The organism is Mycobacterium sp. NGS16 (assembly GCF_059813225.1).
The window spans coordinates 116,230-141,170 of the sequence record NZ_JCALEE010000007.1 but is presented as its reverse complement, the minus strand read 5'-3'; the positions used below and the strand labels follow the sequence as shown (position 1 = coordinate 141,170).

21 protein-coding genes, 2 tRNA genes and 3 pseudogenes are annotated in these 24,941 nt (G+C 67.7%); 5 read left to right on the top strand and 21 right to left on the bottom strand.

Annotated features, from left to right (window positions below; translation table 11 throughout):
* Window positions 1–57: 57 nt before the first annotated feature.
* The 11 genes and pseudogenes from AC5Y4Q_RS16550 to clpX form a co-directional block, all read right to left on the bottom strand.
* Entirely contained in the window at window positions 58–408 is a 351-nt protein-coding gene (locus AC5Y4Q_RS16550; protein ID WP_064921256.1) for a DUF4233 domain-containing protein, read from the bottom strand.
* On the bottom strand, window positions 405–1,799 hold the full coding sequence (gene folC, locus AC5Y4Q_RS16545; RefSeq protein WP_064921255.1) for a bifunctional tetrahydrofolate synthase/dihydrofolate synthase: 1,395 nt from the start codon (window positions 1,797–1,799) through the stop codon (window positions 405–407). The genes AC5Y4Q_RS16550 and folC overlap by 4 nt, the downstream gene beginning before the upstream one ends.
* A complete protein-coding gene (locus AC5Y4Q_RS16540) occupies window positions 1,796–4,435 on the bottom strand; it encodes a valine--tRNA ligase (protein ID WP_125224568.1) in 2,640 nt (879 codons plus the stop codon). Before AC5Y4Q_RS16540 ends, folC begins: the two co-directional genes overlap by 4 nt.
* An 82-nt stretch (window positions 4,436–4,517) precedes the next feature.
* Window positions 4,518–5,108, bottom strand: coding sequence for a DUF937 domain-containing protein (locus tag AC5Y4Q_RS16535; RefSeq protein WP_064921302.1), 591 nt, complete (start codon window positions 5,106–5,108; stop codon window positions 4,518–4,520).
* A gap of 99 nt (window positions 5,109–5,207) precedes the next feature.
* Window positions 5,208–5,385, bottom strand: a pseudogene (locus tag AC5Y4Q_RS16530) (enoyl-ACP reductase); the annotation flags it as partial.
* Window positions 5,361–5,513 (bottom strand): annotated as a pseudogene (locus AC5Y4Q_RS16525) (enoyl-ACP reductase); the annotation flags it as partial. The pseudogenes AC5Y4Q_RS16525 and AC5Y4Q_RS16530, both read right to left, overlap by 25 nt.
* 88 nt (window positions 5,514–5,601) lie before the next feature.
* Window positions 5,602–5,835 (bottom strand): annotated as a pseudogene (locus AC5Y4Q_RS16520) (transglycosylase family protein); the annotation flags it as partial.
* 1,012 nt (window positions 5,836–6,847) lie between these two features.
* Window positions 6,848–7,420: a molybdenum cofactor guanylyltransferase gene (gene mobA, locus AC5Y4Q_RS16515; protein WP_065019186.1), complete on the bottom strand. Its 573-nt coding sequence runs from the start codon at window positions 7,418–7,420 to the stop codon at window positions 6,848–6,850.
* Window positions 7,421–7,436: 16 nt separating this feature from the next.
* Window positions 7,437–8,522, bottom strand: coding sequence for a 2-oxoacid:ferredoxin oxidoreductase subunit beta (locus tag AC5Y4Q_RS16510; protein WP_064921250.1), 1,086 nt, complete (start codon window positions 8,520–8,522; stop codon window positions 7,437–7,439).
* A complete protein-coding gene (locus AC5Y4Q_RS16505; protein WP_064921301.1) occupies window positions 8,519–10,459 on the bottom strand; it encodes a 2-oxoacid:acceptor oxidoreductase subunit alpha in 1,941 nt (646 codons plus the stop codon). The genes AC5Y4Q_RS16510 and AC5Y4Q_RS16505 overlap by 4 nt, the downstream gene beginning before the upstream one ends.
* A 286-nt stretch (window positions 10,460–10,745) precedes the next feature.
* Window positions 10,746–12,029 (bottom strand): ATP-dependent Clp protease ATP-binding subunit ClpX, encoded by a 1,284-nt coding sequence (gene clpX, locus AC5Y4Q_RS16500; RefSeq protein WP_064921249.1) that lies wholly within the window; start codon window positions 12,027–12,029, stop codon window positions 10,746–10,748.
* Between the two features lie 256 nt (window positions 12,030–12,285).
* Between clpX and mmuM the strand changes: the two genes are divergently transcribed.
* Window positions 12,286–13,218 (top strand): homocysteine S-methyltransferase, encoded by a 933-nt coding sequence (gene mmuM, locus AC5Y4Q_RS16495; protein WP_499959665.1) that lies wholly within the window; start codon window positions 12,286–12,288, stop codon window positions 13,216–13,218.
* A 22-nt stretch (window positions 13,219–13,240) separates the two neighbouring features.
* Here the strand turns inward: mmuM and clpP2 are convergent, their stop codons facing one another.
* From clpP2 to AC5Y4Q_RS16475, 4 genes are all read right to left on the bottom strand, one after another.
* Complete coding sequence (gene clpP2 / locus AC5Y4Q_RS16490) at window positions 13,241–13,888, bottom strand: ATP-dependent CLP protease proteolytic subunit ClpP2 (protein ID WP_064921248.1); 648 nt, start codon at window positions 13,886–13,888, stop codon at window positions 13,241–13,243.
* Window positions 13,885–14,463, bottom strand: coding sequence for an ATP-dependent Clp protease proteolytic subunit (locus tag AC5Y4Q_RS16485; protein WP_046315102.1), 579 nt, complete (start codon window positions 14,461–14,463; stop codon window positions 13,885–13,887). The genes clpP2 and AC5Y4Q_RS16485 overlap by 4 nt, the downstream gene beginning before the upstream one ends.
* Before the next feature lie 95 nt (window positions 14,464–14,558).
* The gene (tig, locus tag AC5Y4Q_RS16480) at window positions 14,559–15,956 is read right to left on the bottom strand and encodes a trigger factor (protein ID WP_125224566.1); all 1,398 of its coding nucleotides are present in this window, start codon (window positions 15,954–15,956) and stop codon (window positions 14,559–14,561) included.
* A gap of 55 nt (window positions 15,957–16,011) precedes the next feature.
* Window positions 16,012–16,088: transfer RNA gene (locus AC5Y4Q_RS16475), tRNA-Pro, on the bottom strand.
* Window positions 16,089–16,212: 124 nt separating this feature from the next.
* Here AC5Y4Q_RS16475 and AC5Y4Q_RS16470 point away from each other — a divergent pair.
* Together AC5Y4Q_RS16470 and AC5Y4Q_RS16465 are read left to right on the top strand one after the other, a co-directional pair.
* Window positions 16,213–16,283: transfer RNA gene (locus AC5Y4Q_RS16470), tRNA-Gly, on the top strand.
* A gap of 35 nt (window positions 16,284–16,318) precedes the next feature.
* Window positions 16,319–17,542 (top strand): serine hydrolase domain-containing protein, encoded by a 1,224-nt coding sequence (locus tag AC5Y4Q_RS16465; protein ID WP_064921246.1) that lies wholly within the window; start codon window positions 16,319–16,321, stop codon window positions 17,540–17,542.
* On the opposite strand, the gene AC5Y4Q_RS16460 is transcribed toward AC5Y4Q_RS16465, so the two are convergent.
* The 3 genes from AC5Y4Q_RS16460 to AC5Y4Q_RS16450 all read right to left on the bottom strand — a co-directional run bounded on the left by AC5Y4Q_RS16460 (window position 17,539) and on the right by AC5Y4Q_RS16450 (window position 19,582).
* Window positions 17,539–18,354, bottom strand: coding sequence for an Fpg/Nei family DNA glycosylase (locus AC5Y4Q_RS16460; protein WP_125224564.1), 816 nt, complete (start codon window positions 18,352–18,354; stop codon window positions 17,539–17,541). The two genes, AC5Y4Q_RS16465 and AC5Y4Q_RS16460, sit on opposite strands and share 4 nt — an antisense overlap.
* A gap of 15 nt (window positions 18,355–18,369) precedes the next feature.
* On the bottom strand, window positions 18,370–18,849 hold the full coding sequence (locus AC5Y4Q_RS16455; protein WP_185746569.1) for a ribose-5-phosphate isomerase: 480 nt from the start codon (window positions 18,847–18,849) through the stop codon (window positions 18,370–18,372).
* 121 nt (window positions 18,850–18,970) lie between these two features.
* Window positions 18,971–19,582, bottom strand: a complete 612-nt coding sequence (locus tag AC5Y4Q_RS16450; protein ID WP_065019187.1) for a mycothiol-dependent nitroreductase Rv2466c family protein — start codon at window positions 19,580–19,582, stop codon at window positions 18,971–18,973.
* 94 nt (window positions 19,583–19,676) lie between these two features.
* On the opposite strand from AC5Y4Q_RS16450, the gene pepN reads away from it, so the two are divergent.
* Window positions 19,677–22,241, top strand: a complete 2,565-nt coding sequence (gene pepN / locus AC5Y4Q_RS16445; protein WP_064921298.1) for an aminopeptidase N — start codon at window positions 19,677–19,679, stop codon at window positions 22,239–22,241.
* Between the two features lie 44 nt (window positions 22,242–22,285).
* On the opposite strand, the gene AC5Y4Q_RS16440 is transcribed toward pepN, so the two are convergent.
* From AC5Y4Q_RS16440 to ctaJ, 3 genes are read right to left on the bottom strand one after another with little or no spacing between them, the layout of a single operon-like run.
* The gene (locus tag AC5Y4Q_RS16440; protein ID WP_499959660.1) at window positions 22,286–23,050 is read right to left on the bottom strand and encodes a hypothetical protein; all 765 of its coding nucleotides are present in this window, start codon (window positions 23,048–23,050) and stop codon (window positions 22,286–22,288) included.
* Window positions 23,051–23,073: 23 nt separating this feature from the next.
* The gene (locus AC5Y4Q_RS16435) at window positions 23,074–23,541 is read right to left on the bottom strand and encodes a DUF5130 family protein (RefSeq protein ID WP_064921243.1); all 468 of its coding nucleotides are present in this window, start codon (window positions 23,539–23,541) and stop codon (window positions 23,074–23,076) included.
* Window positions 23,528–23,761, bottom strand: a complete 234-nt coding sequence (gene ctaJ / locus AC5Y4Q_RS16430; RefSeq protein WP_064921242.1) for an aa3-type cytochrome oxidase subunit CtaJ — start codon at window positions 23,759–23,761, stop codon at window positions 23,528–23,530. Before ctaJ ends, AC5Y4Q_RS16435 begins: the two co-directional genes overlap by 14 nt.
* A gap of 271 nt (window positions 23,762–24,032) precedes the next feature.
* Here ctaJ and AC5Y4Q_RS16425 point away from each other — a divergent pair, with 271 nt between their 5' ends.
* Window positions 24,033–24,941 (top strand): MOSC domain-containing protein, encoded by a 909-nt coding sequence (locus AC5Y4Q_RS16425; RefSeq protein WP_064921241.1) that lies wholly within the window; start codon window positions 24,033–24,035, stop codon window positions 24,939–24,941.

The window sequence follows — 24,941 nt, the reverse complement described above, 5'->3', positions numbered from 1 at the left end:
CTGACGCTCTGCATCGTCGCCAGCGGCACCGCGTCAGCGTACCGAATAGCCGCCCCACTACGAGCGGCGCAGCACCTCGGCACGGAAGTAGGCGATCAGGGCCCACACCGCGGTGAACACCAGGCCCATCACCCCCACGCCCGGATAGACCGCGAACCCGGCGACCAGCACCAGCTGCAGCGCCAGATTGGCCCAGATCGCCCAGGAGCGGCCCTGGACTCCGGTGAACAGCAACAACACCAGCGCCAGGCCGAGCAGGTAGGCCAGCGACGCCGGTGTCAGCCCGCCCCCGACCACGTGGACCACCGGCAGCGCCAACAGCACCACGATCGCCTCGAGGATCAGCGTCGCGGCCATCACGCCGCGGAAGCCGCGCCAGGGGTCGGGCGCACCCGATTGGTCGGTCATGCCGGATCCTTCCCGAACAGGGTGCGGGCGGCCCCGGCGGTGACCACCGAACCGGTGATCACGATGCCGGTGCCCGCCGCGTCGCCCTCGGCGTCGAACTCATCGACGAGCGCGGTGGCGGTATCGATGGCGTCCCCGAGCGTCTCGGTGGTCACCACCCGGTCGTCGCCGAACCACCGCACCGCTGCCGCAGTCAGTGTCTCGACATCCACGGCACGCGGAGAACCATTGTGGGTCACCACGATTCGGTCAAAGACCGGTTCGAGGGCCGCGAGGATCCCGTCGACGTCCTTGTCGGCGAGCACGCTGACCACCCCGACCAGGAACCGGAAGTCGAACTCCTCGGCCAGCGCTTGAGCCAGGGCGGCCGCGCCCGCCGGGTTGTGCGCGGCGTCGACGAAAACCGTCGGCGAGCTGCGCATCCGCTCCAGCCGCCCGGGGCTCGCCGCCGCGGCGAAGCCGGCCCGAACCGTGTCGACGTCGAGCTGACGCTGCGCGCCCGCACCGAAGAACGCCTCCACCGCCGCCAGCGCCAGCACCGCGTTGTGCGCCTGGTGCTCGCCGTGCAGCGGCAGAAAGATATCGGAGTACACCCCGCCCAGGCCTTGCAGCTCCAGCAACTGACCTCCCACCGCCAGCTGGCGGCTGCGCACCGCGAACTCCGAGTTCTCCCGCGCCACCGCGGCATCCGCGCGCACCGACTGGGCCAGCAGCACCTCCATCGCCTCGGGCACCTGGCGGGCGATCACCGCCACGGTGTCGACGAGTTCATCAGCGGAGCGGTGGATGATGCCGGCCTTCTCCGCGGCGATGCCGGCGAGGTCGTCGCCGAGGTAGTCGACGTGGTCGATGCCGATCGGGGTGATCACCGCCACCGGCGCCGCGACGACATTGGTGGCGTCCCAGCGCCCGCCCATGCCGACCTCCACGACGGCCACGTCGATCGGGGCGTCAGCGAACGCCGCGAACGCCATCGCCGTGAGCACTTCGAACTTGCTCATCGCCGGCCCACCTTCGGCCTGCGAGGAGGCGTCCACCATCTGCACGAACGGCTCGATCTCGGCGTAGGTCTCGACGTACTTGGCCGGGCTGATCGGAACCCCGTCAATGGCGATGCGCTCGACCGCCGATTGCAGATGCGGGCTGGTGGTGCGCCCGGTACGACGGCTGAACGCCGTCAGCAGCGCGTCGATCATCCGCGCCACCGAGGTCTTGCCGTTGGTGCCGGCGACGTGGATCGACGGATAGCTGCGCTGCGGGGAGCCGAGCAGCTCCAGCAGGGCGTTGATCCGGGTCAGGCTCGGCTCGATCTTGGTCTCGCCCCACCGCTGGTCAAGCAGATGCTCGACTTGCAGCAGCGCCGCGATCTCATCCGGAGTGGGTTCGGTCATGCCAGATCCGCAAGGCGTGCCGTGATCCGGTCGACCTCCTCGCGGGCCAGCTGCTGGCGACCGCGGATCTTCTCGACCACGGCGGTCGGGGCTTTGGCCAGAAACGCGTCGTTGCCGAGCTTGGCCGAGGTGGTGGCCAGTTCCTTTTGGGCGACCGCCAGATCCTTGTCCAACCGGCGACGTTCGGCAGCGACGTCGACGGTGCCCGAGGTGTCGAGTTCGACGACCACGGTGGCCGCGGACAGGCGCACCTCCACTGACGCCGACGGCGTGAAATCCGCTCCCGGCTCGGTCAACCAGGCTTGCGAGGTCACCGCGGCCACCTGGGTCGACAGATCAGCGCCGTCGATACCGGTCAACCGGGCCGGAACCTTCTGCCGGTCGCGCAGGCCCTGATCGCTGCGGAACCGGCGCACCTCGGTCACCAGCTTCTGCATGTCGACAATCCGTTGGGCGGCAACCTGATCCAGGACGATTCCGGATGGCTCCGGCCAATCAGCGATCACCAGGGACTCTGCGCCGGTGAGCTCCTTCCACAGGGTCTCGGTGACGAACGGGATCACCGGGTGCAGCAGGCGCAGCAGGGTATCGAGCACCGCGGCCAGCACCGCCGTGGTGTGCGTAAGCCCTTCGGCCAGCTGAGTTTTGGCCAATTCGACGTACCAATCGCAGAATTCGTCCCAGGCGAAATGGTAGAGCGCCTCGCAGGCCCGGCCGAACTCGTAGCCGTCGAACGCCGAATCCACTTCGGCGCGCACTTCTTCCAACCGCCCCAGAATCCAGCGGTCGGCATCGGTCAACTCGTCGAGCGACGGTAGCGGCGCCGGTCGCGCGCCGTTGATCAGGGCGAACCGGGTGGCGTTGAACAACTTCGTGACGAAGTTACGCGATGCCCGGGCGTGGTCCTCGCCGATCGACAGGTCGCCGCCGGGACTGGCGCCGCGAGCCAGGGTGAACCGCAGCGCGTCGGCACCGAAGGCCTCCACCCAGTCCAGCGGATCGATACCGTTGCCCTTGGACTTGCTCATCTTCCGGCCGTGCTCGTCGCGGATCAGACCGTGCAGGAACACGTTTTGGAACGGAACCTTGGCATCGGGCAGCGCGGCGTCACCGCCGACGAAAGTGCCGAACATCATCATCCGAGCCACCCAGAAGAACAGGATGTCGTAGCCGGTCACCAGAACGCTGGTCGGATAGAACTTCTCCAGCTCAGGTGTCGCATCCGGCCAGCCCATCGTGGAGAACGGCCACAGCGCCGAGGAGAACCAGGTGTCCAGCACATCGGGGTCCTGTTCCCAGCCCTCCGGCGGTGTCTCATCCGGCCCGAGGCACACCTGCTGCCCGTCGGGGCCATGCCAGATCGGGATGCGGTGACCCCACCACAGCTGACGGGAGATGCACCAGTCGTGCATGTCGTCGACCCAGCCGAACCAGCGCGGCTCCAGGCTCTTCGGATGAATGACGGTGTCGCCGTGGCGAACCGCGTCACCGGCAGCCTTGGCCAGCGAGGACACATTGACCCACCACTGCATCGACAGCCGCGGTTCGATGACCTCGCCGCTGCGCTCGGAATGGCCGACGCTGTGCAGGTAGGGCCGCTTCTCGGCGACGAGACGCCCCTGGGCGGCCAGCGCTTCGCGCACCGCGACGCGCGCCTCGAAGCGGTCCATGCCATCGAATTGCGTTCCGGTGCCGGTAATCCGGCCGCGGGTGTCCAGGATGGTCGGCATCGCCAGCTGGTGGCGCAGCCCGATCTCGAAGTCGTTGGGGTCATGCGCGGGCGTGACTTTGACCGCCCCGGTGCCGAATTCGGGATCGACGTGGGAGTCGGCGACCACGCGGATCTCCCGGTCCAAGAACGGGTGCGGCAGGCTGGTCCCGACCAGGTCGCGGTACCGATCGTCGTCGGGGTGCACCGCGATCGCGGTGTCGCCGAGCATGGTCTCGAGCCGGGTGGTGGCCACGACGATGTGCGGCTGTGTTTCCTCTAATGAGCCGTACCGGAATGAGATCAGCTCGCCTTCGATGTCTTCGTATTTGACCTCGAGGTCGCTGATCGCGGTCTCCAGCACGGGCGACCAGTTGACCAGCCGCTCGGCCTGATAGATCAGCCCGGCGTCGTAGAGCCGCTTGAAGATGGTGCGGACCGCACGCGACAGGCGCTCGTCCATGGTGAACCGTTCGCGGCTCCAGTCCACCCCATCGCCGATCCGGCGCATCTGGGTGCCGATGGTGCCGCCGGACTCACGTTTCCACTCCCAGACCTGCTCGACGAAACGTTCCCGGCCCAGCTCTTCCTTGGTCTGGCCATCGGCGGCCAGCTGCCGCTCCACCACGCTCTGGGTGGCGATGCCGGCGTGATCCATTCCCGGTAGCCACAGCACCTCATAGCCCTGCATGCGTTTGCGGCGGGTCAACGCGTCCATCAGGGTGTGGTCGAGCGCGTGCCCCATGTGCAGGCTGCCGGTGACGTTCGGCGGCGGCAGCACGATCGAATAACCGGGCTTGGCACTGCCCGGGTCCGCGGTGAAGTAGCCGGCATCCACCCAGCGCTGGTAGATCGCCTCCTCGACCGCACCCGGCTCCCAGGATTTGGGCAGGCGATCGGTGTTGGCGGCGTTGGGGGTGAGGGTCACCGCTCAATTCTAGGAACGACGGCCCGCACGACACGAAAGCCCCCGGACCGGGTGCTCGGTCCGGCGGCTTTTCGCGAGGCTATTACTTCTTGCCGCCGAGCAGTCCACCGAGGATGTCGCCGATGGCGCCGCCGGTCTTGCCACCGAGCATGTTGCCGAGGATGCTGCCCATCGACTGGTTCTTGGCGCCGCCGCCACCGGCCATGCCCCCGAGGATGCTGCCCAGAACGTCACCGAGGCCGCCGCCGGAGGCCTCCTGCTGGGCCGGCTCGGACTTCTGGCCGCTCAGTTGCTTGCCGATGTAGGCCAGCACGATCGGGGCGATGATCGGGAGCAGCTTTTGCACTAGGTCGTTGTTGCCGGCACCGGCGCCCGACAGCGCTGAGGCGACCTGGCTGGTGTCGTTGCCGCCGAAGATGGTCGAGATCACCTGCTGCCCCGCGGCCTGGTTGCCGCCGAGCACGTTGTCCAGCAGGCCCTGGGCGGCGAAACTGTTGGCGGTGCTGGCGATGTTGTCGGCCTGGCCCGGGTCCTGCGCGTTGTGGTTCAGCCCGCTGACCAGCACCGGGACCAGGGTGCGGATGGTGCTGTCCACCTCGCCCGAGTCGGCACCGAGCTGGTTGGCGATGTCCTGGATGGGGATCTGCGCGAACAGGTCGTCAAGGCCGGCCATGAGATATTCGTCCACCTTCGTCGCTCGGTGCTGCCGTGACAGGGTCGAAAAAGACACTAGCGGAAACACCAGCCTCCGCACCGGTCAATTCGGCACCGGTCAGCTCAGCCGGGACACCTGGCAGGGTGACCTCGCCGCGGGCAGCCGGACCAGCAACGCATCGCCCATTGCGGCCGCCGGGGTGAGCACTCCTGTAGTGATCGGAGGGCAGGTCCCGGTTCAGCGCCAGCGCGCTCTCGGCCAGCAGCACCGATCGCGAACCCCGCGCAACCTCTCCGCGGAGCGGCCCGCCAGCCCGATTCGGGCAGCGTCACCGGCACGGGACAGGTACTGGGCGGTCAATTTCCCGGCGAACCCGGTCGCGCCGTAGACGATCAGGTCGAGCTCACGTGACGTTTCAGTCATATGTTTCTCGCTACCCGCCCACGAGCCGGTCCGACCGCGACGGCGCCGGGCCGATGGCCCGGCGCCGTCGTCTGCGCGATGCGGATGATCAGCCGCGACGGCCGCAGACCGGCCACGCGCCAATGCCCTGGCTGCGCAGCACGTTCTCGGCCACCCGGATCTGCTCGGCCCGGCTGGCGTTGTGCGGCAGTCCGGTGCCGCCGTTGGCACGCCAGGTGCCGGCGTTGAACTGCAGGCCGCCGTAGTAGCCGTTACCGGTGTTGATCGACCAGTTACCGCCCGACTCGCAGGCTGCGATGGCGTCCCAGTTGACGCTATCCGCCTTGGCGGTGGCGTCGGACAGGGCGACCGCGCCGGTGATCAGGGCGCCGGCGATCGCGGCCAGGGTGAGGGGCTTCCGGACGTTCTTCAACATCGTTCCTTTCGCAGTGCGCGCGCCGAAGTGCCCGGGGGTTGGTGTGCCTGGCGTCCAGGCGGGGTGGTCTTCGAGACGTGCCTTCTCGGTCAGGCACGACAGCGGGGGCAGGAGTTGCCCGCCGGGTTGACACCCGGCACCGCGGAAGCATTCGTTGGGCCGCCCGCGGCCCCGCTCGCACGCGGTTCCGTGGATTCAATTTGTTTGCCCTGCGTTCGGGCGAAGGGAAATTTACGAAATAGCCAGACAACAAGTCCAACCGCATGACGGGCGCATTTCGGGCAGATAACGAAACCATCACGGCTGCGAATCGGATGGTTTCAGCAGGTCAGCAATGCGTTTTTGCCTCCTGACCCGTTTGTCTTCGCGCCCGATATTCGTGAGTCAAATCACGGCTATTTTGTGGGCTGGACCACTGTCAACGGTGCGGTTTTGCGCCTGAGACGGCCTGCCGGGGTGGCCGAGTCAGCAGGCAATGCCAGTCCCAGCGGCATCACCTGTCCCAAAAACGCAGGTCATTAGCTTATCTAGCTGCGATGACGCCAGCCGCCGCCATGACGCCGGACATGCCAGCCCAGCAGGCCCGCGGCAATTGATAATCCCGCCCGTCGTCAAAAGAGTTTTACTTTGGCAGAAACGCCGTCGACATTATGGGCCCGGAATGACGGCGCTTCGGCGCCCTTCGCACCAGCCCACCCGACGGCCGGCGAACACCGTTTGGCCCCAAGGGCTTTCGCCCGCAGGTGACCGATGATCCGAACCGGCTGCGCGGCGCCCGGCCGAGGCCAATAATCACCCTATTGCGCTGAGATAACGGATTGGTTTGTCGATTTCTACGGAAGCGCCGCTGAAGCCATTAAAGAAACCGCAGCGTGATATTTGCTGTCGCCAGCTCAGGGAACCGGCTTCGGCGTTGCCCTCAGGACAGGCCGGCCAGGTCGTCCGGTGAGTTGAGGTTGGCCAGCGGGGAGTCGTCGGGCAGCACGACTCGTCGGACACCGACCATGTCGACCAGCGCACCCACGCGCCGCTCCCCTGCGGCGATCAGCGCATCGACGGTGTCGGCCAGGGCGGTGCGATACACCGCCGCCAGGTAATGGTCCCGGCCCGCCCGGGGCAGCACGACGTCGGCCGGCGGCGAGTCCGCCAACCGGTCGATCACCTCCGGCGTCAGGTTCGGCATGTCCACCGCGCAGACGAACGCGTGATCGGCGCCGGCGCCTGCCGCGGCGCGCAGGCCGAGCCCCATGGCCGGTAGCGGACCGAGTCCGGGCACCTCATCGCGCAGCACCTGGGCGGGAAGAACGGGCAAGGCCTGCCCTTGGGCGGCCACCACAAAGACCGGGTTGCAGCGCTGGGAGACGATCGACACCAGCTGCTCGACCAGGGTCCGTCCGCCGAACCGGCCGGCCACGGTCAGGGTGGCCTTGTCGCGGCCCATCCGGCGCGACGCGCCGCCGGCCAGTATGACACCGGCGAACCGGCCGGTCATGGCGTCAGGCTTCGCCTCAATCCACGGTCCAGGTGTCGCGGCCACGCAGCAGCGCCTGGAGTGCGGCGGTGTCGTGCGGGGTGGACTGCCGGGCTTGGGCGACCTGCGCGCGGGCCTGGTCGTCGTAGGTGGGCTTGTTGACCTTGCGGAAGATGCCCGTCGGGAAGTGCGACAGATCCTGTTCGGAGAGCCGCGACAGCGCGAACGCGTAGGAGGAGTCGGCCAGGGTGGCATCGTGTACCACGATCTGGTCGGCCGACACGTTGGCGGTCTTGGCGACCTCCAGGCCGAATCCGGACTTCACCACGCAGTATTCACCGTTGGCACCGAAGACGATCGGCTCGCCCTGCCGAAGGTTGATGATGCGGTTTTCGGCGCCGTCCTTGCGCAGCAGGTCGAAGGAGCCGTCGTTGAAGACCGGGCAGTCCTGCAGGATCTCCACCAGCGCCGAGCCGCGATGCTCCATCGCGCCCCGCAGCACCTCGGTCAGGCCCTTGCGGTCGGAGTCCAGGGCGCGCCCGACGAACGTCGCCTCGGCCCCGACCGCCAACGAGACCGGATTGAACGGGTTGTCCAGCGAACCGAACGGCGTCGACTTGGTGATCTTGCCGGTCTCCGACGTCGGCGAGTACTGGCCCTTGGTCAGGCCGTAGATCCGGTTGTTGAACAGCAGGATGGTGATGTTGACGTTGCGGCGCAGCGTGTGGATCAGGTGGTTGCCGCCGATCGACAGCGCGTCGCCGTCACCGGTGATCAGGAACACCTTCAGGTCCTCGCGGGCGGTCGCCAGCCCGGTGGCGAACGTCGGTCCGCGGCCGTGGATCGAGTGCACCCCGTAGGTGTTCATGTAGTACGGGAAGCGGCTCGAGCAGCCGATACCGCTGACGAACACCACGTTCTCCCGGCGCACCCCCAGCTCGGGCAGGAAGTTGCGCATCGTGTTGAGGATGGCGTAGTCGCCACAGCCCGGGCACCAGCGCACCTCCTGGTCGGAGGTGAAGTCCTTCGACTTCTGCGGCTCGTCGGTGGTGGGCACCCCGCTCAGGGCGGTCAGCCCCAACTCGGTGCCGACCAGGGAGCCGGCGGCTTCGGTGGTAGTCATGCGTTCACTCCTGCTGTACCCGCAATGGTGACCGCCGCGGCCTTGGCCAGCGACGCCTTCTCGTTCTCCCGCTCGGCCAGCGTCCCGGCCAGCGCGTCGTCGATGATCGCCTCGACCTCGTCGGCGAGGAAGGCCTGACCGGCCACCTTGGTCACCGACTGGATATCGACCAGGTAGCGGCCGCGCAGCAGCAACGCCAACTGGCCCAGGTTCATCTCCGGCAGCACCACCTTCGGGTAGCGCCGCAGCACCTCACCCAGATTGGCCGGCAGCGGGTTGAGGTGGCGCAGGTGCGCCTGCGCGACCTTGACCCCGCCGCGCCGGGCCCGCCGGCACGCCTCGGCGATCGGGCCATAGGAGCTGCCCCAGCCCAGCATCAGCAGTTCGGCGTCGCCGCTCGGGTCGTCGACAACCAGGTCGGGAACCTTGATGCCGTCGATCTTGGCCTGCCGCAGCCGCACCATCAGGTCGTGGTTGGCCGGCTCGTAGGAGATCGCCCCGGAGCCGTTGGCCTTCTCCAGACCACCGATCCGGTGCTCCAGGCCCGGGGTGCCCGGGATGGCGAACTGCCGGGCCAGGGTCTCCGGGTCACGTGCATACGGCTGGAAGTCCTCGCCGGCCTGGGCCAGGTTGCGCTCGATGGGCTCCATCGCGGCGATGTCCGGGATGCGCCACGGCTCCGAGCCGTTGGCGATCGCCCCGTCGGAGAGCAGCACCACCGGCGTGCGATAGGTCAGCGCGATCCGGACGGCCTCGACGGCGACGTCGAAGCAGTCCGACGGCGTGCACGGGGCCAGCACCGCGACCGGCGACTCGCCGTTGCGGCCGTAGAGCGCCTGCATCAGGTCGGCCTGTTCGGTCTTGGTCGGCAGGCCGGTCGAGGGGCCGCCGCGCTGGACGTTGATCAGCACCAGCGGCAGCTCGGTCATCACGGCCAAGCCCAGCGCCTCGGCCTTGAGCGCCAGGCCCGGGCCGGAGGTGCTGGTGACGCCCAGCGCGCCGCCGTAGGAGGCGCCGATCGCCGCACCGATACCGGCGATCTCGTCCTCGGCCTGGAAGGTCAGCACATTGAAGTTCTTGTACTTGGACAGCTCGTGCAGGATGTCCGAGGCCGGGGTGATCGGGTAAGTGCCCAGCACCACCTGGGTGTCGGCCAAGTGGCCGGCGGCGATGACACCGTAGGCCAGCGCGGTGTTGCCCGAGATCTGGCGGTACTCGCCCGGCGGCAGCTTGGCCGGCGAGATCTCGTAGGTGGTGCCGAACGCCTCGGTGGTCTCGCCGTAATTCCAGCCCGCCTTGAGCGCCAGCACGTTGGCGTCGGCGACGTCGGGCTTCTTGGCGAACTTCTCGCGGATGAAGGTCTCGCTGTGCTCCAGCTCGCGACCGTACATCCAGGACAGCAGGCCGAGCGCGAACATGTTCTTGGCGCGCGCCCCGTCCTTCTTGGTGGCGCCGATCGCCTCGACTGCGCCGAGTGTCAGGGAGGTCATCGCGACCGGGACCACCACGTAGTCGGAGAGCTCGTCGGTCTCCAGCGGGCTGGTCTCGTACCCGATCTTGGCCAGATTGCGCTTGGTGAACTCGTCGGAGTTGACGATCACCATCCCGCCGCGAGGCAGGTCGCCGATGTTGGCCTTCAGGGCCGCGGGGTTCATCGCCACCAGCACATCGGGGCGGTCACCGGCGGTCAGGATGTCGAAGTCGGCGATCTGGATCTGGAACGACGACACGCCGGGCAGGGTGCCCTGCGGGGCGCGGATCTCGGCCGGGTAGTTGGGCTGGGTGGCCAAGTCGTTGCCGAACAGCGCCGCCTCGGAGGTGAAACGATCGCCGGTGAGCTGCATGCCGTCACCGGAGTCCCCGGCGAAACGGATCACGACTTTCTCGAGTTTTTGGCGCCCGGGCGCCGACCCGGCTCCGTTACCGCTCGGACCCACGGCCCCGCCTTCCATCACTGTCTCCCCGGGCCCGCACAGCGCGGCTGGCGCACCCACACTTTTTTCTGTCACTGGCGGTACCGATTATTGCACCGTTCTTAGAGACGATTCGACGCCACACCGTGTCGAAACCCCACCGACTTATTGTTAAACCCCGACGTCACGGCGGGGTTCTCGGCCAACTTCGGGCCGAAATGTGGTTTTGGTCACGTTTGGCGGCAGCTCAACTTTAAGAAAGTTTCGCTACCGGTGAGTAACCTTCGGCGGCGCACCTGGCCGCCGGGCATCAGGCGCTCTTGTCGCGACGCTCGGCGCGCGAGGTCTTGCGCGGAACGATGGTCGGCAACACATTGTCCTGCACCGTTTCCTTGGTCACCACGACCTTGGCGACATCGTTGCGGCTGGGGATGTCGTACATCACCGGCAGCAGCACTTCCTCCATGATCGCCCGCAGGCCACGCGCCCCAGTGCCACGGTGGATGGCCTGATCGGCGATCGCCTCCAGCGCGTCTTGGGTGAACTCCAGTTCCACCCCGTCCATCTCGAACAGCCGGGTGTACTGCTTCACCAGAGCGTTCTTCGGCTCCGAGAGGATCTTGACCAACGACTCCATATCCAGGTTGGTCACCGAGGCCACCACCGGCAGCCGGCCGATGAACTCCGGGATCAATCCGAACTTGATCAGGTCTTCGGGCATCACCTCGGCGAAGTGGTCGACGGTGTCGACCTCCGCTTTGGACCGGACCTCGGCACCAAAACCCAAGCCGCGCTTGCCGACCCGGTCGGAGACGATCTTCTCCAGTCCGGCGAATGCCCCGGCGACGATGAACAGCACGTTGGTGGTGTCGATCTGGATGAACTCCTGGTGCGGGTGCTTGCGCCCGCCCTGCGGCGGAACCGACGCCTGGGTGCCCTCCAGGATCTTCAACAGCGCCTGCTGCACGCCCTCGCCGGAGACGTCGCGGGTGATCGACGGGTTCTCGCTCTTGCGGGCGATCTTGTCGACCTCGTCGATGTAGACGATCCCGGTCTCGGCGCGCTTGACGTCGTAGTCGGCGGCTTGAATCAGCTTGAGCAGAATGTTCTCCACGTCCTCACCGACGTAGCCCGCCTCGGTCAGCGCGGTGGCGTCGGCGATCGCGAACGGAACGTTGAGCATCTTGGCCAGGGTCTGGGCCAGGTAGGTCTTGCCGCAGCCGGTGGGACCCAGCATCAAGATGTTGGACTTGGTCAGCTCTACCGGTTCACCGGAGCGGGAATCGCGGCTCTTCTCGCCGGCCTGGATGCGCTTGTAGTGGTTGTAGACGGCCACCGCCAGCGTGCGCTTGGCGGTGTCCTGACCGATGACGTAGCCCTCCAGGAAGTCCCGGATCTCAGCGGGCTTGGGCAGCTCGTCGAGCTTGACGTCGTCGGCGTCGGCCAGCTCCTCTTCGATGATCTCGTTGCACAGGTCGATGCACTCATCGCAGATGTAAACGCCCGGCCCCGCAATGAGCTTTTTGACCTGCTTCTGGCTCTTCCCGCAGAACGAACATTTCAGCAAGTCACCGCCGTCTCCGATGCGCGCCATAGTGCGTAAGGACCTACTTCCTGTTCGCCGTCCGTCGTCGGGGTACCGGTGTCTGCCCCGACGCTACCCGCTCATTCCGGTGCGAGGCGACCGATAAGGCCGAATCGCGTCGTTGGTATTTCGTTTCTGGGCCTGTATGTCTGCTCCAAGAAGATATCGCCCGTACCGTCACACCGGTGCGTGACGCGCTGGCGTGGCGTGAGCGTGTCGCCGGCGTTACCCCGTCGTGAGACGGCCGGCGCCGGGGAGCCCTACAGTGGCGAACGTGGGGTTCGCCGTGCCCGACGATACCGTGCTCATTGCTGATGGGGGGCTGGCCACCGAACTGGAAGCCCGCGGTGCCGACCTGTCGGATCCGCTGTGGTCGGCCCGGCTGCTGCTCGACGCCCCCGACGACATTGCGGCGGTGCACGCGGCCTTCTTCGCCGCCGGCGCACAGATCGCCACCACCGCCAGCTATCAGGCGAGCTTCGACGGTTTCGCCACCCGCGGGATCGACCGTCGCGGCGCAGTCGCGCTCCTGCGCCGCAGCGTGGAACTGGCCCGCCGGGCAAGCCACGCCGCCGACGGCCGCCCCCGCTGGGTGGCGGCATCGATCGGCCCGTACGGCGCCGCCCGGGCTGACGGTTCGGAATACCTTGGCCGCTACGGGCTTTCGGTCGCCGAACTCACCGCGTGGCATCAGCCCCGGCTGGAGGTCTTGGCCGGCACCGACGCTGACGTACTCGCGTGCGAGACCGTGCCCGACATCGATGAGGCCGAGGCGCTGGTGGGCCTGGTCCGCCAAGCGCAGGTACCGGCCTGGCTCAGCTACACCATCGACGGCACCCGGACTCGCGCCGGGCAGCCGCTGACCGACGCCTTCGCCGTCGCCGCCGGAGTGCCACAGATCGTCGCGGTCGGGGTGAACTGCTGCGCGCCCGCGGATGTGCTGCCGGCCATCGAGATCGCCCGCGAGGTCACCGCCAAGCCGGTCATCGTCTACCCCAACACCGGGGAGGGCTGGGACGGCCACCGGTGGGTGGGGCCGAAGACGTTTTCGGCGGCGTTGGCCACGCAGTGGGTGGCCGCCGGCGCCCGCATCATCGGCGGCTGTTGCCGGGTCGGGCCGGCCGAGATCGCCGCGGCGGCGTCAGCCGTGCGCCGAACGTGTACTGAGCGCGAAAAACCAGCCGGCAATTCGCGCTGAGTGCACGCTCGGCGTGGCCGGGTTAACTGACCTGCGCCGAGAGCTTGCGGTACTCCAGCACGGTGTCGATGATCCCGTACTCCTTGGCCTCTTCGGCGGTGAGGATCTTGTCGCGGTCGGTGTCCTTACGGATCACCTCGGCGTCCTTGCCGGTGTGGCGGGCCAACGTCGACTCCATCAGGGTCCGCATCCGCTCGATCTCAGCGGCCTGGATCTCCAGGTCGGAGAACTGCCCCTGGATCACCCCGGACAGCGACGGCTGATGGATCAGCACCCGCGCGTTGGGCAGCGCCATCCGCTTGCCCGGCGTGCCGGCGGCCAGCAGCACCGCGGCGGCCGAGGCGGCCTGACCCAGACACACGGTCTGAATGTCGGCCCGCACGTACTGCATGGTGTCGTAGATCGCCATCAGCGAGGTGAAAGAGCCGCCGGGAGAGTTGATGTACATGGTGATGTCGCGGTCGGGGTCCAGCGACTCCAGCACCAGCAGCTGGGCCATGATGTCGTTGGCCGACGCATCGTCGACCTGCACGCCCAGGAAGATGATGCGCTCTTCGAACAGCTTGTTGTAGGGGTTGGACTCTTTGACGCCCCAGCTGGAGTGCTCGACGAACGACGGCAGGATGTAGCGGGCCTGCGGTGCGATAGCGCGCAAGGTTTCGGGGTTCATGATGCGGCTCCGTTGGTGTGGGCGCGGGTGATGATGTGGTCGACGAAGCCGTATTCCAGCGCTTCCTGGGCGGTGAACCAGCGGTCGCGGTCGGAGTCGGCCTCGATGCGCTCGATCGGCTGACCGGTGAATTCGGCGTTGAGCCGGAACATCTCCTTTTTGATGACCGCGAACTGCTCGGCCTGAATGGCGATGTCGGCGGCGCTACCGGTCACCCCGCCCAGCGGCTGGTGCATCAGGATCCGGGCGTGCGGCAGCGCGTAGCGCTTGCCCTTGGTGCCCGCCGCGAGCAGGAACTCGCCCATCGAGGCGGCCATGCCCATCGCGTAGGTGGCGACGTCGCACGGTGCCAGCACCATGGTGTCGTAGATCGCCATCCCGGCACTGATCGAACCGCCCGGGGAGTTGATGTACAGCGAGATGTCCTTGGTCGGGTCCTCGGCTGCCAGCAGCAGGATCTGGGCGCACAGCCGGTTGGCGATGTCGTCGTCCACCTGCGACCCCAGGAAGATGATGCGTTCTCGCAGGAGACGCTCGTATACCGAGTCGACGAGATTCAGTCCGGGCTGGCTCACAGTGGGATACCTGCTTTCTCGAGATTCATATGCACCGACCCTAACGAACCGGCGGCCCTGGGGGCGGCCCGAACCGGCTTCGTTCGCTTACAGCGTCACTCGTCGGTCGCCGCCTCGGCCTCGACCACGTCGTCTGCGGTCGCGTCGGCCTCCTCGGCCCCGGCGGGCGCCTTGCCGGTGCCGAAGAACTCTGCGGTGTCGATCTGGTTGCCGTCGGTGTCGCTGACCGACGCGGCACGCACCGCCGCTGCCAGCGCCATGCCCCGACGCACGTCGGCGAAGACCGCGGGCAGCTGGTTGTTCTGCTGCAGGAACTGCATCAGCTGCTGCGGGGCGACGCCGTACTGACGCGACATCAGCACCAGGTGCTGGGTGAGGTCGTTCTGGCCCACCTGGATCTCGAGCTTGTCGCCCAGCGCGTCGAGCAGCAGCTGCGTCTTGACCGACTTCTCGGCCTCGCTACGGGTCTCGGCGTCGAATTCGGCCCGTGAGGAGCCCTGGTCGGCCAGCGCCTCGGCGAACTTGTTCTCGTCGTGGTCGACACCGTGCAGGGCGTTGTGCAGCGCATTGTCCACGTGCGCCTGCACCACGGCCTCGGGAAGCGGCATCTCGACCTGCTCGACCAGCGCCTCCAGCGTCGCCTCCCGGACCTTCTCGGCCTGCTGGATGCGCTTGGTCCGGGCGACCTGCTCGCTGAGGTTCTCCCGCAGTTCGGCAATGGTGTCGAATTCGCTGGCCAATTGCGCGAAATCGTCGTCGGCCTCCGGCAACTCGCGTTCCTTGACCGCCTGAACCGTCACCGTCACTTCGGCTTCCTTGCCGGCCTGCGGGCCGGCGGCCAGGGTCGTGGTGAAGACCTTGCTCTCCCCTGCCGACAACCCGATGATCGCCTCGTCGAGTCCGTCGATGAGCTGTCCCGACCCGACCTCGTGGGACAAGCCCTCGGTGGCAGCCCCGGGAACCTGCTCGCCGTCGACCGTCGCATCGAGGTCGATCGAGACGAAGTCGCCGTCGGCGGCCGGCCGGTCGACGCCGGTCAGCGTGCCGAACCGGGCGCGCAGCGAGTTCAGTTCGGCCTCGACCTCGTCGTCCCCGACTTCGATCGGGTCCACACTGATCGTGAGCTTCTCCAGGTCGGGCAGCGTGATCTCCGGCCGCACGTCGACCTCGGCGGTGAAGGCGATCTGGTCGCCGTCGTCGAGCTTGGTGACCTCGATGTCGGGCTGACCGAGCGGCTTGAGGTCCGAGCTGGTCACCGCCTCGCTGTAGCGACTGGGCAGCGCCTCGTTGACGACCTGCTGCAACACCGCGGCACGGCCGACGCGGGCCTCGATGAGCTTGGCCGGGGCCTTGCCCGGCCGGAAGCCCGGCATCCGCACCTGCTGCGCCAGCTGCTTGTAGGTCCGGTCGAAGTCCGGCTGCAGCTCGGTGAACGGCACCTCCACGTTGATGCGAACCCGGGTGGGGGTCAGCTGCTCGACGGTGCTCTTCACGGGCTTACTCCTCGATATCGTTGACGGTCAGTCGTGCCGGTGCGGCGCGCGCTGCTGGTCGGGGTGACAGGATTTGAACCTGCGGCCTTCCGCTCCCAAAGCGGATGCGCTACCAAGCTGCGCTACACCCCGCACTGACCAGGCGATCCTACGGCCCGGCGCCTACGGCAACACAGCCGCCCGCACCACACGGCCGCAATGGGAGTGCCAATTGGATTTGGGGCCGACTTCGCCGGTACAGTCTGCCCTGGATATTGCGGGCGTAGCTCAATGGTAGAGCCCTAGTCTTCCAAACTAGCTACGCGGGTTCGATTCCCGTCGCCCGCTCGAAACGGGGATTTTCCCTGGCAGGAAGGCACGCCATGGGCGGCACCCAGCGCGTCCAGATTCATGGGTCGTGCTCACCGCGCTTCGAGAAGGTGCGGTACGAGTTCGAGCGCAATTTCACGCTGCGCGACGAGCTCGGGGCGGCGGTCGCGGCGTATGTGGACGGCGAACTCGTCGTCAATCTGTGGGCCGGCTCAGTCGATGTCGAGGGCCAACGCCCCTGGGCGGAAGACACCCTGAGCACCGTGCTCTCGGGCACCAAGGGATTGACCAGCACCTGTGTGCACCGGCTCGCCGAGGCCGGCGAACTGGATCTGCGCGCGCCGGTGGCCCACTACTGGCCGGCGTTCGGCCGGGCCGGTAAGCAGGACATCTCGCTGGCGATGGTGCTGGCGCATCGCTCCGGGGCGATCGGCCCGCGCGAACCGATGCACTGGCGCGACGTCACCGACTGGGATCTGGTCTGCGAAAGACTGGCCGCCGCCGAACCGTGGTGGCGGCCGGGCACCGCCCAGGGCTATCACATGACGACCTACGGCTTCATCGTCGGCGAGGTCGTCCGGCGGGTGACCGGGATGACGGTGGGCCAGTACCTGCAAAAGGAGGTCGCCGGTCCGCTCGGCGCCGAAGTGCACATCGGCGTGCCGGCCGACCAGCAGCCCTACCGCTGCGCCGACCCGGTGGGCAAGCCGACGATCCGGGAGATGCTGGCCTCGGCCGGCGCGCCCAAGCGTCCGACCTCGCTGGACGACCACCCCAAGGCGGGGCTGGCGGTCGCGATGGGGTTCGCCCCCGACGACGAGATCGCCACCAACGACCTGACGCTATGGCGGCAATTGGAGTTCCCCGGCACCAACGCCCAGGTCTCCGCGCTGGGCATGGCCACGTTCTACAACGCGCTGGTGCAGGAGAAGCTGCTCAGCCGGGCGGCCATGGACCGGCTTCGGGTGCTGCAGGGCGGCACCGAAACCGATCTGGTGCTCGGGCCCCGGGTCGCCGAGCACGGCTGGGGCCTGGGCTACATGCTCAACGCCCAGGGGGTCAACGGACCCAACCGGCGGATCTTCGGTCACGGTGGCCTGGGCGGCTCGTTCGCGTTCGTCGATCTGGAGCACCGGATCGGTTACGGCTATGTGATGAACCGGTTCGACCACACCCAGGCCAACGCCGACCCGCGCAGCGTGGTGCTGTCCAACGAGATCTACCGGGCCCTCGGCGTGCCGATCCGGCCCCGGCGGGAAACCGTGTACGACGACTAGCCCTGGCAGGCCGCACACCAGAACACGTTGCGGCCCTCCAGTTCCGCGGTGCGCACGGTTGTTCGGCACAGCCGGCACGGATCGCCGGCGCGGCGGTAGACGTAGGTGCGCGGCTTGCCGGGTGCATACGCCGGAGCCCCGTGGTCGTCCTCGGGCCGCACGACGACGATGTTGCCGCGGCGCAGCCCAACGTTCATCAACGTCACCAGATCGGCCCAGACCGCGGCGAATTCCGCTTCGCCGATGTCGGTGCCGGGCCGGTACGGGTCGATCCGATGGCGGAACAACACTTCGCTGCGGTAAACGTTGCCGACGCCGGCCAGCACCGACTGGTCCATCAGCAGTGCGGCAATTGGCCTGCGCGACTTTGCAATTCGTTTGAACGCCAGCGCCGGGTCGGCGTCGCGACGCAGCGGGTCCGGCCCGAGGCGGGCGATCACGTCGGTGACCTGCGCCTCGTCGACCACCTCACAAGCCGCCGGGCCCCGCAGGTCGGTGCCGTATGCCGAACCGTTGTTCAAGCCGATCATGCGCATCCGGACCTGCCCGACCGGGTCGGGCACGCCGCCCTCAGACAGCTGGAATTCGGTGAAGTGCCCGTAAATCCCCAGATGTACGTGCACGATCTGCCCGTGCGCGTAGCGGTGGAACAGATGCTTACCCCACGCTTCGGCACGAACCAGCGGCTGCCCGTCGACCACGGCGGCACCGGCTGCGAACCGGCCCTGCGGACTGCACACCGCCACCGGGGCGCCGGCGAAGCGCCGCTGATGCAACCGGGCCAGCCGGTGCAGGATGTGCCCCTCGGGCATGTCGGTGCGGTCGGGTCAGGCGGGCGCGCCGGGGACCGGGGGTGCCTCGTGCGTGGTTTCGTAGGCGGCCAGGATGTCGATGCGACGCTGGTGGCGTTCGGCCTGCGACCACGGGGTGCTCAGGAAGGCGTCGACGATCGCGAGCGCCTCGGCCGTCGAGTGCATCCGGCCGCCGATACCGATCAGCTGCGCGTTGTTGTGTTCGCGGGCCAGCTGCGCGGTCTCGGTGCTCCACGCCAGCGCGCAGCGCGCCCCGGGCACCTTGTTGGCCGCGATCTGCTCACCGTTACCGGACCCGCCGATCACGATTCCGAGACTGTCCGGGTCGGCGACCGTGCGCGATGCCGCGGCGATGCAGAACGCCGGGTAGTCGTCGTCGGCGTCGTAGCTGTAGGCCCCGCAGTCGACCGGCTCATGCCCGGCCTGCCTCAGGTGCTCGATGATCTGTTCTTTGAGCTCATAGCCGGCGTGGTCACAACCCAGGTAGACGCGCATGGCGGCCATTGTCTCAGAGCCGGCGCACCGAACTTTCCCCAGCCTGCGCGCCGAACCGGAACCACACGACACGTTTGCGGCGTGTCGCGTCGTGTGGTTCCGACTCGCGGGGAGAGGCGAGTCAGTCGAATTCGGGCGCCTCGGCGCGGGTGCGCTTGAGCTCCCAGAAATGCGGGTAGGACGCGAACGTCACCGACGCGTCCCACAGCTTGCCGGCCTGTTCGCCGCGGGGAATGCGGGACAGCACCGGACCGAAGAACGCCACCCCGTTGACGTGGATGGTCGGGGTGCCGACGTCCTTGCCGACGGCGTCCATCCCGGCGTGGTGGCTCTTGCGCAGCGCCTCGTCGTAGGTGTCGGTGGTGGCCGCGTCGGCCAGCTCGGCCGGCAAGCCCACCTCGGCCAGCGCACCCGCGATGACGTCCGCGAAGTCCTTGTTGTTCTGGTTGTGGATCCGGGTTCCCATCGCGGTGTACAGCGGGCGCAGGATCTCGTTGCCGCGCAGCTGTTCGGCGGCGATCGCCACCCGCACCGGGCCCCACGCCTGCTTGAGGCCGTCACGGTACTGCTCGGGGAGGTCGTCGCGGCCCTCGTTGAGCACGGCGAGGCTCATCACGTGGAAGGTGACGTCGATGTCGCGGACCTTCTCGACCTCCAGGATCCACCGCGAGGTGATCCAGCACCACGGGCACAGCGGGTCGAACCAGAATGCGGCTTGTGATTTCTCGGGCATGGGGATCCTCTCAACCGACGACGGACGCTTCGTTGAGCACAACTATGCCCGCCGGGCCGGTGTTCCCGGCCCGCCGCAACTACTGTTGGCGGACGTGGCACTTCCTAACCTCACCCGCGACCAGGCCGCCGAACGGGCCGCGCTGGTCACTGTCGACAATTACCGGATCGCGCTGGACCTGACCGACGGCAGCGGCAACCCGGGCGAGCGCACGTTCCGTTCCACCACAACCGTCACGTTCGAGGCCCTGCCCGGCGCCGAGACGGTCATCGACCTCGCCGCCGAGACCGTTCGCAGCGCCACCCTCAACGGCCGCGCGCTCGACGTCTCGGCCTACGACGAGTCGACCGGCATCGTCTTGACCGGGCTGGATCAGCACAACGTTCTCGAGATCGACGCCGACTGCTACTACTCCAACACCGGTGAGGGCCTGCACCGCTTCGTCGATCCGGTCGACGACGAGGTGTACCTGTACTCCCAGTTCGAAACCGCCGACGCCAAGCGGATGTTCGCCTGTTTCGATCAGCCGGACCTCAAGGCCACCTTCGACATCACCGTCACCGCTCCGCAGCACTGGCAGGTGGTCTCCAATGGCGCCACAGTGAGCGTCGACGCCGGCGTACACACCTTCGCGACCACCCGCAAAATGAGCACCTACCTGGTGGCGCTGATCGCCGGGCCATATGCCCGATGGGACGACGTCTACCGCGACGAGCACGGCGAGATTCCGCTGGGCCTGTTCTGCCGCGCCTCGCTGGCGCCGCACATGGACGCCGAGCGTCTGTTCACCGAGACCAAGCAGGGCTTCGGCTTCTATCACCGCAACTTCGGCACCCCGTACGCGTTCGGTAAGTACGACCAGCTGTTCGTACCGGAGTTCAACGCCGGGGCGATGGAGAATGCCGGAGCCGTAACGTTTTTGGAGGACTACGTCTTTCGCAGCAAGGTGACCCGGGCGTCGTATGAGCGGCGCGCCGAGACGGTGCTGCACGAGATGGCGCACATGTGGTTCGGCGATCTGGTCACCATGCGCTGGTGGGACGATCTGTGGCTCAACGAGTCGTTCGCGACGTTCGCCTCCGTGCTGTGTCAGAGCGAGGCGACCGAATACACCAATGCCTGGACCACGTTCGCCAACGCGGAGAAGTCGTGGGCCTACCGCCAAGACCAGCTGCCGTCGACGCATCCGATCGCCGCCGACATCCCGGATCTGGCCGCCGTCGAAGTGAACTTCGACGGGATCACCTACGCCAAGGGCGCATCCGTGCTCAAACAGCTGGTGGCCTACGTCGGGCTGGAACACTTTTTGGCCGGGCTGCGCGACTACTTCGCCGCGCACGCCTTCGACAACGCGACCTTCGACGACCTGTTGGCGGCACTGGAGAAGGCCTCCGGCCGTGACCTGTCCGACTGGGGCCGGCAGTGGCTCAAGACCACCGGCCTGAACACCCTGCGCGCGAACTTCGATCTCGACGACGCCGGCAAATTCACCCGGTTCGCCATCACCCAGGACGGGGCCGCCCCGGGCGAAGGCGAGACCCGGGTGCACCGGTTGGCCGTCGGCATCTACGACGACGACCCGTCCGGTTCCGGCCGGCTGGTGCGGGTGCACCGGGAGGAACTCGACATCGAGGGGCCGGCGACAGCCGTGCCGGGCCTGGTCGGGGTTGCGCGCGGCAAGCTGATTCTGGTCAACGATGACGACCTGACCTACTGTGCCCTGCGGCTGGACCCGGAGTCGCTGGCGACCGCGTTGGAACGGATCGCTGATATCGCCGAACCGCTGCCGCGCACGCTGGTCTGGTCGGCGGCCTGGGAGATGACCCGCGAGGCCGAGATGCGCGCCCGCGATTTCCTGGCGCTGGTGCAAGGCGGAATTCAGGCCGAGACCGAGGTCGGCGTCGCCTCGCGGCTGCTGCTGCAGGCACAGACCGCGCTGGGGTTCTACGCCGACCCCGGCTGGGCCGCCGAGCACGGCTGGCCGGCGTTCGCCGACCGGCTGCTGGAATTGGCCCGCGCGGCCGAGGGCGGTTCGGATCACCAACTGGCCTACGTCAACGCGCTGTGTACGTCGGTGTTGGCCGAGCGCCACACCGCGGTACTGACCAGCCTGCTGGATGCCGACCCGGCGGATCAGGGCCTGGCCGGACTGGCGGTCGACACCGATCTGCGCTGGCGGATCGTGGTGGCGTTGGCCCGCAGCGGCGTCCTCGACTCCGAGGCGATCGACGCCGAGATCGAACGCGACCCGACCGCGGCCGGCAAACGCCAGGGCGCCCAGGCCGCCGCGGCGCGGCCGCAAGCGGCGGTCAAACAGGCGGCTTGGCAGCAGGTGATCGAGGACGACACGCTGGCCAATATCACCGGCCGGGCGATCATCGCCGGCATCGTCCAGCCCGGACAGGGCGACCTGTTGGCGCCGTTCACCGAAAAGTACTTCGCGGCGATCCCCGGCGTGTGGGAGCGGCGCTCCAGCGAGGTGGCGCAGACGGTGGTGGTGGGCCTGTACCCGGGATGGGACGTCAGCGAGGCCGGGTTGGCCGCCGCTGATGCGTTCCTGGCCGATCCCGCGGTGCCACCGGCGCTTCGGCGGCTGGTGCTGGAGGGTCGGGCCGGGGTGGAGCGGTCACTGCGGGCGCGGACCTTCGATACCGCGTGAACAGCTGCCGGCTGATTCACCGTTCCGTCAGAACCGCGAGCGGCTCACCGGTATCCCCCGTCGGATAACCCGGCCGCCCGCTCGAAACTGTTGACGCCGCCGAGGATCCGTGCCTTTGCCTTTTCGGCGAGATAGCGCGCGGGCATCTGTATCGGCCCCAGGGCGGCCCACTGCTGGGCATGAATCTCCTCATGGTGCAGCAGCCTGTCCAGATCCGGCCCGCCGCTGCAGACCCGTCCGGATTCCACGATGTCCCGCAGCCGGCGAGCCGGGTCGGAGACACGAGTGAGGTTGAGCATGAACAAGTCGCCCCACATGGTGCCGGCCCGGCGGCTGAGCTGGGCGTGAAACCGATTGCCCGCCAACCCCATCAGGACGCCGTTGGGCGTGGTAACCAAGCAACCGCCGGTGTTGCCGATGCCCCGCACAGCCTCGTAGCTCCAGCGGTTGGCGCGCTGCCGCTCGGCGATCCGCCGCAGCTCTGCGGCGCCGTACGGTGTCTCGGGAAAGTCGTTGCGGCTACCGGTCCGGCCATAACCGGTGCCGGCGTTGAGGATGTAGGTCAGCAGAGCCGCCCGACAGGCGTCCCTGCCGCCGATGCCGCGGGGAAGCAGGAAGAAGCTCTTACCGTCCGAGTCGGTGACCTGCTCCATCGCGTCGAGCGCCCGAAAGCTGTCGCGGGTGAGGCGCCGCTGACGGACGATGTCGGCTACCGCCTGCGGGGCGACCGCGTGCCGGTCGAGGTTTGCCAGCCAGCTGCGGTGCGCCGGGGACGCCGTGACCGCGACAGCGCGAGCTGAGACCCGCACGCGCGCGACCGATACGACCGGGGCTAGGCCGGGGTGATGCCGGCGCTGAGCACCTGCACCGCGCTGACCAGGCCGTCGATCAGGTTGCCGTCGGCGAAGGCCGCCGCCGCGGCAGCCACACCTTGCGGTGCCGCGGCCGGGGCGATGCGGCCGGTCAGGCCGGCGCCGTAGACCACCTCGATGGCCCGCTGGTCCGGCGAGACCGCGACCAGCACCGCGTCATTGGCGGTGGGCACCTTCGCCAGGATCTCGCGGGCCCGCGCGGCGGTGTCGGAACCCAGGTCGCCGATGTAGACGGCGAAACGCGCCTTCGACGCCCGCGACCCGTAGGTCAGGGCGTCATCGAGCGCCACCAGCTCCTTGACCGGGAACGGATAGTGCAGCGAGGCCTCACCGGGCTCGGTGACCCCGGAGATCCGACCGCTGTAAGTGATCGCCGACCCGTACGGCAGGTCCGCGGGATCGATCGTCGCGACCTCACCAGTTGCCACTGGCTCCACCCCCCACACTGAACTCGGACTTGCCGTGGCCGTGTCCGCCACCGATGACCTCATCGGTGGCCGCCCACAGGATCGGCGGGTGCGTCCAACGGTCCGACATCCGGTAGACGGCCGCACGCGGCCCCTTTTTCGACCAGATCCGCGCTGACAGCAGCAACACCAGCACAACCGGAATGCCGACGAAGTAGCCGAGGAATGACAACACGCTCACGCCGTAGACCGTATCCCACGGCGAATCGATCGGTGCGGGAACCCAGGCCCAGGCACCTGTCTTGCGCCGGTGCAGGGCCGTCTATATGGTGACGCCATACCTTCGCACTGGCAATCAGCGTGAGGAAGGGCTGCCCCGGGCAGTCATGGGAGGCCTGGCAACGGGCCTCGGCGATAGCACGATCACCCATTGCTGCGATGCCGGCGATGCCTTCTTCCTCCACGAGGCGGGCGCGCCGTTGGGCAGCAGGGGTCCTGCCAGTGGGAGTTCCATGAACGACGATCCACGGCCCGACGATGTGGTCGGCCGGATCAAGACCATCTTCCGTTACCCCATCAAGTCGGTCGGCGGTGAAAGCGTCGCCCGCGCCTACATCGACATCCACGGCGGGTTGGGAGATCACCGGTACGCCTTTGTCGACACCGAGACCGGCAATTTGTGCAACGCGAAGAACCCACGCAAGTACGGCAGCATGCTGGGCTGTCGCGCTTACTATCTCGACGAGCCACGGCTTGGGGAACCACTGCCCACCCTGGAAGTCGCCTTCCCCGACGGAAGCAGGCATCGAAACGTCGGCACCGATCTGGACGACGCCATGTCGCGCTACCTCGGCCGCGACGTGCGACTCGTCGACGCCGTGCCCAGCGACGCGACGACCGAGTTGGTCTGGGACGCAACCACCGGTCTGGCCAAAGACGGTGTGTACCGTTACACGACCAAGAATTCCGACGGCGACGACGTCCTGACCTACGGCCCGCTGCAAGCCGATAGGTTCTTCGACCTGACACCGCTGCACTTGATCACCACCTCGACGATCCAGCATTTCCGGCGCCTGGAACCCGGCGCGAACTTCGACCCGCGCCGCTACCGGCCGACGATGGTCATCGACACCCCTGCACCCGGTCTTGCCGAAGATGCCTGGGTGGGCGGACGACTCACCATCGGAGCGGCGATATCGGCCAAGGTCGACATGTGGACGCCACGATGTGTGATGTCCACGCTCGCGCACGCCAAGGATGTACCGCTGGATCGGGCGACCCTGCGCACCATCGCCAAGCACAACAGCAAGACCATTGCGGGTTTGGGTCAGCTGGCGTGCGCCGGCGTGTACGCCACCGTGACGGCGGCGGGCGCGATCGGCGTCGGTGACGCCGTGCAATTGCGGTCGGAAACCAATTGA

Coding starts and splice junctions, on each gene's coding strand:
- AC5Y4Q_RS16550 (WP_064921256.1), bottom strand. CDS start 408: ATGACCGACCAATCGGGTGCGCCCGACCCCTGGCGCGGCTTCCGCGGC.
- folC (WP_064921255.1), bottom strand. CDS start 1,799: ATGACCGAACCCACTCCGGATGAGATCGCGGCGCTGCTGCAAGTCGAG.
- AC5Y4Q_RS16535 (WP_064921302.1), bottom strand. CDS start 5,108: ATGGCCGGCCTTGACGACCTGTTCGCGCAGATCCCCATCCAGGACATC.
- mobA (WP_065019186.1), bottom strand. CDS start 7,420: ATGACCGGCCGGTTCGCCGGTGTCATACTGGCCGGCGGCGCGTCGCGC.
- AC5Y4Q_RS16510 (WP_064921250.1), bottom strand. CDS start 8,522: ATGACTACCACCGAAGCCGCCGGCTCCCTGGTCGGCACCGAGTTGGGG.
- clpX (WP_064921249.1), bottom strand. CDS start 12,029: ATGGCGCGCATCGGAGACGGCGGTGACTTGCTGAAATGTTCGTTCTGC.
- clpP2 (WP_064921248.1), bottom strand. CDS start 13,888: ATGAACCCCGAAACCTTGCGCGCTATCGCACCGCAGGCCCGCTACATC.
- AC5Y4Q_RS16465 (WP_064921246.1), top strand. CDS start 16,319: ATGGGCGGCACCCAGCGCGTCCAGATTCATGGGTCGTGCTCACCGCGC.
- AC5Y4Q_RS16460 (WP_125224564.1), bottom strand. CDS start 18,354: ATGCCCGAGGGGCACATCCTGCACCGGCTGGCCCGGTTGCATCAGCGG.
- AC5Y4Q_RS16455 (WP_185746569.1), bottom strand. CDS start 18,849: ATGCGCGTCTACCTGGGTTGTGACCACGCCGGCTATGAGCTCAAAGAA.
- AC5Y4Q_RS16450 (WP_065019187.1), bottom strand. CDS start 19,582: ATGCCCGAGAAATCACAAGCCGCATTCTGGTTCGACCCGCTGTGCCCG.
- AC5Y4Q_RS16425 (WP_064921241.1), top strand. CDS start 24,033: ATGAACGACGATCCACGGCCCGACGATGTGGTCGGCCGGATCAAGACC.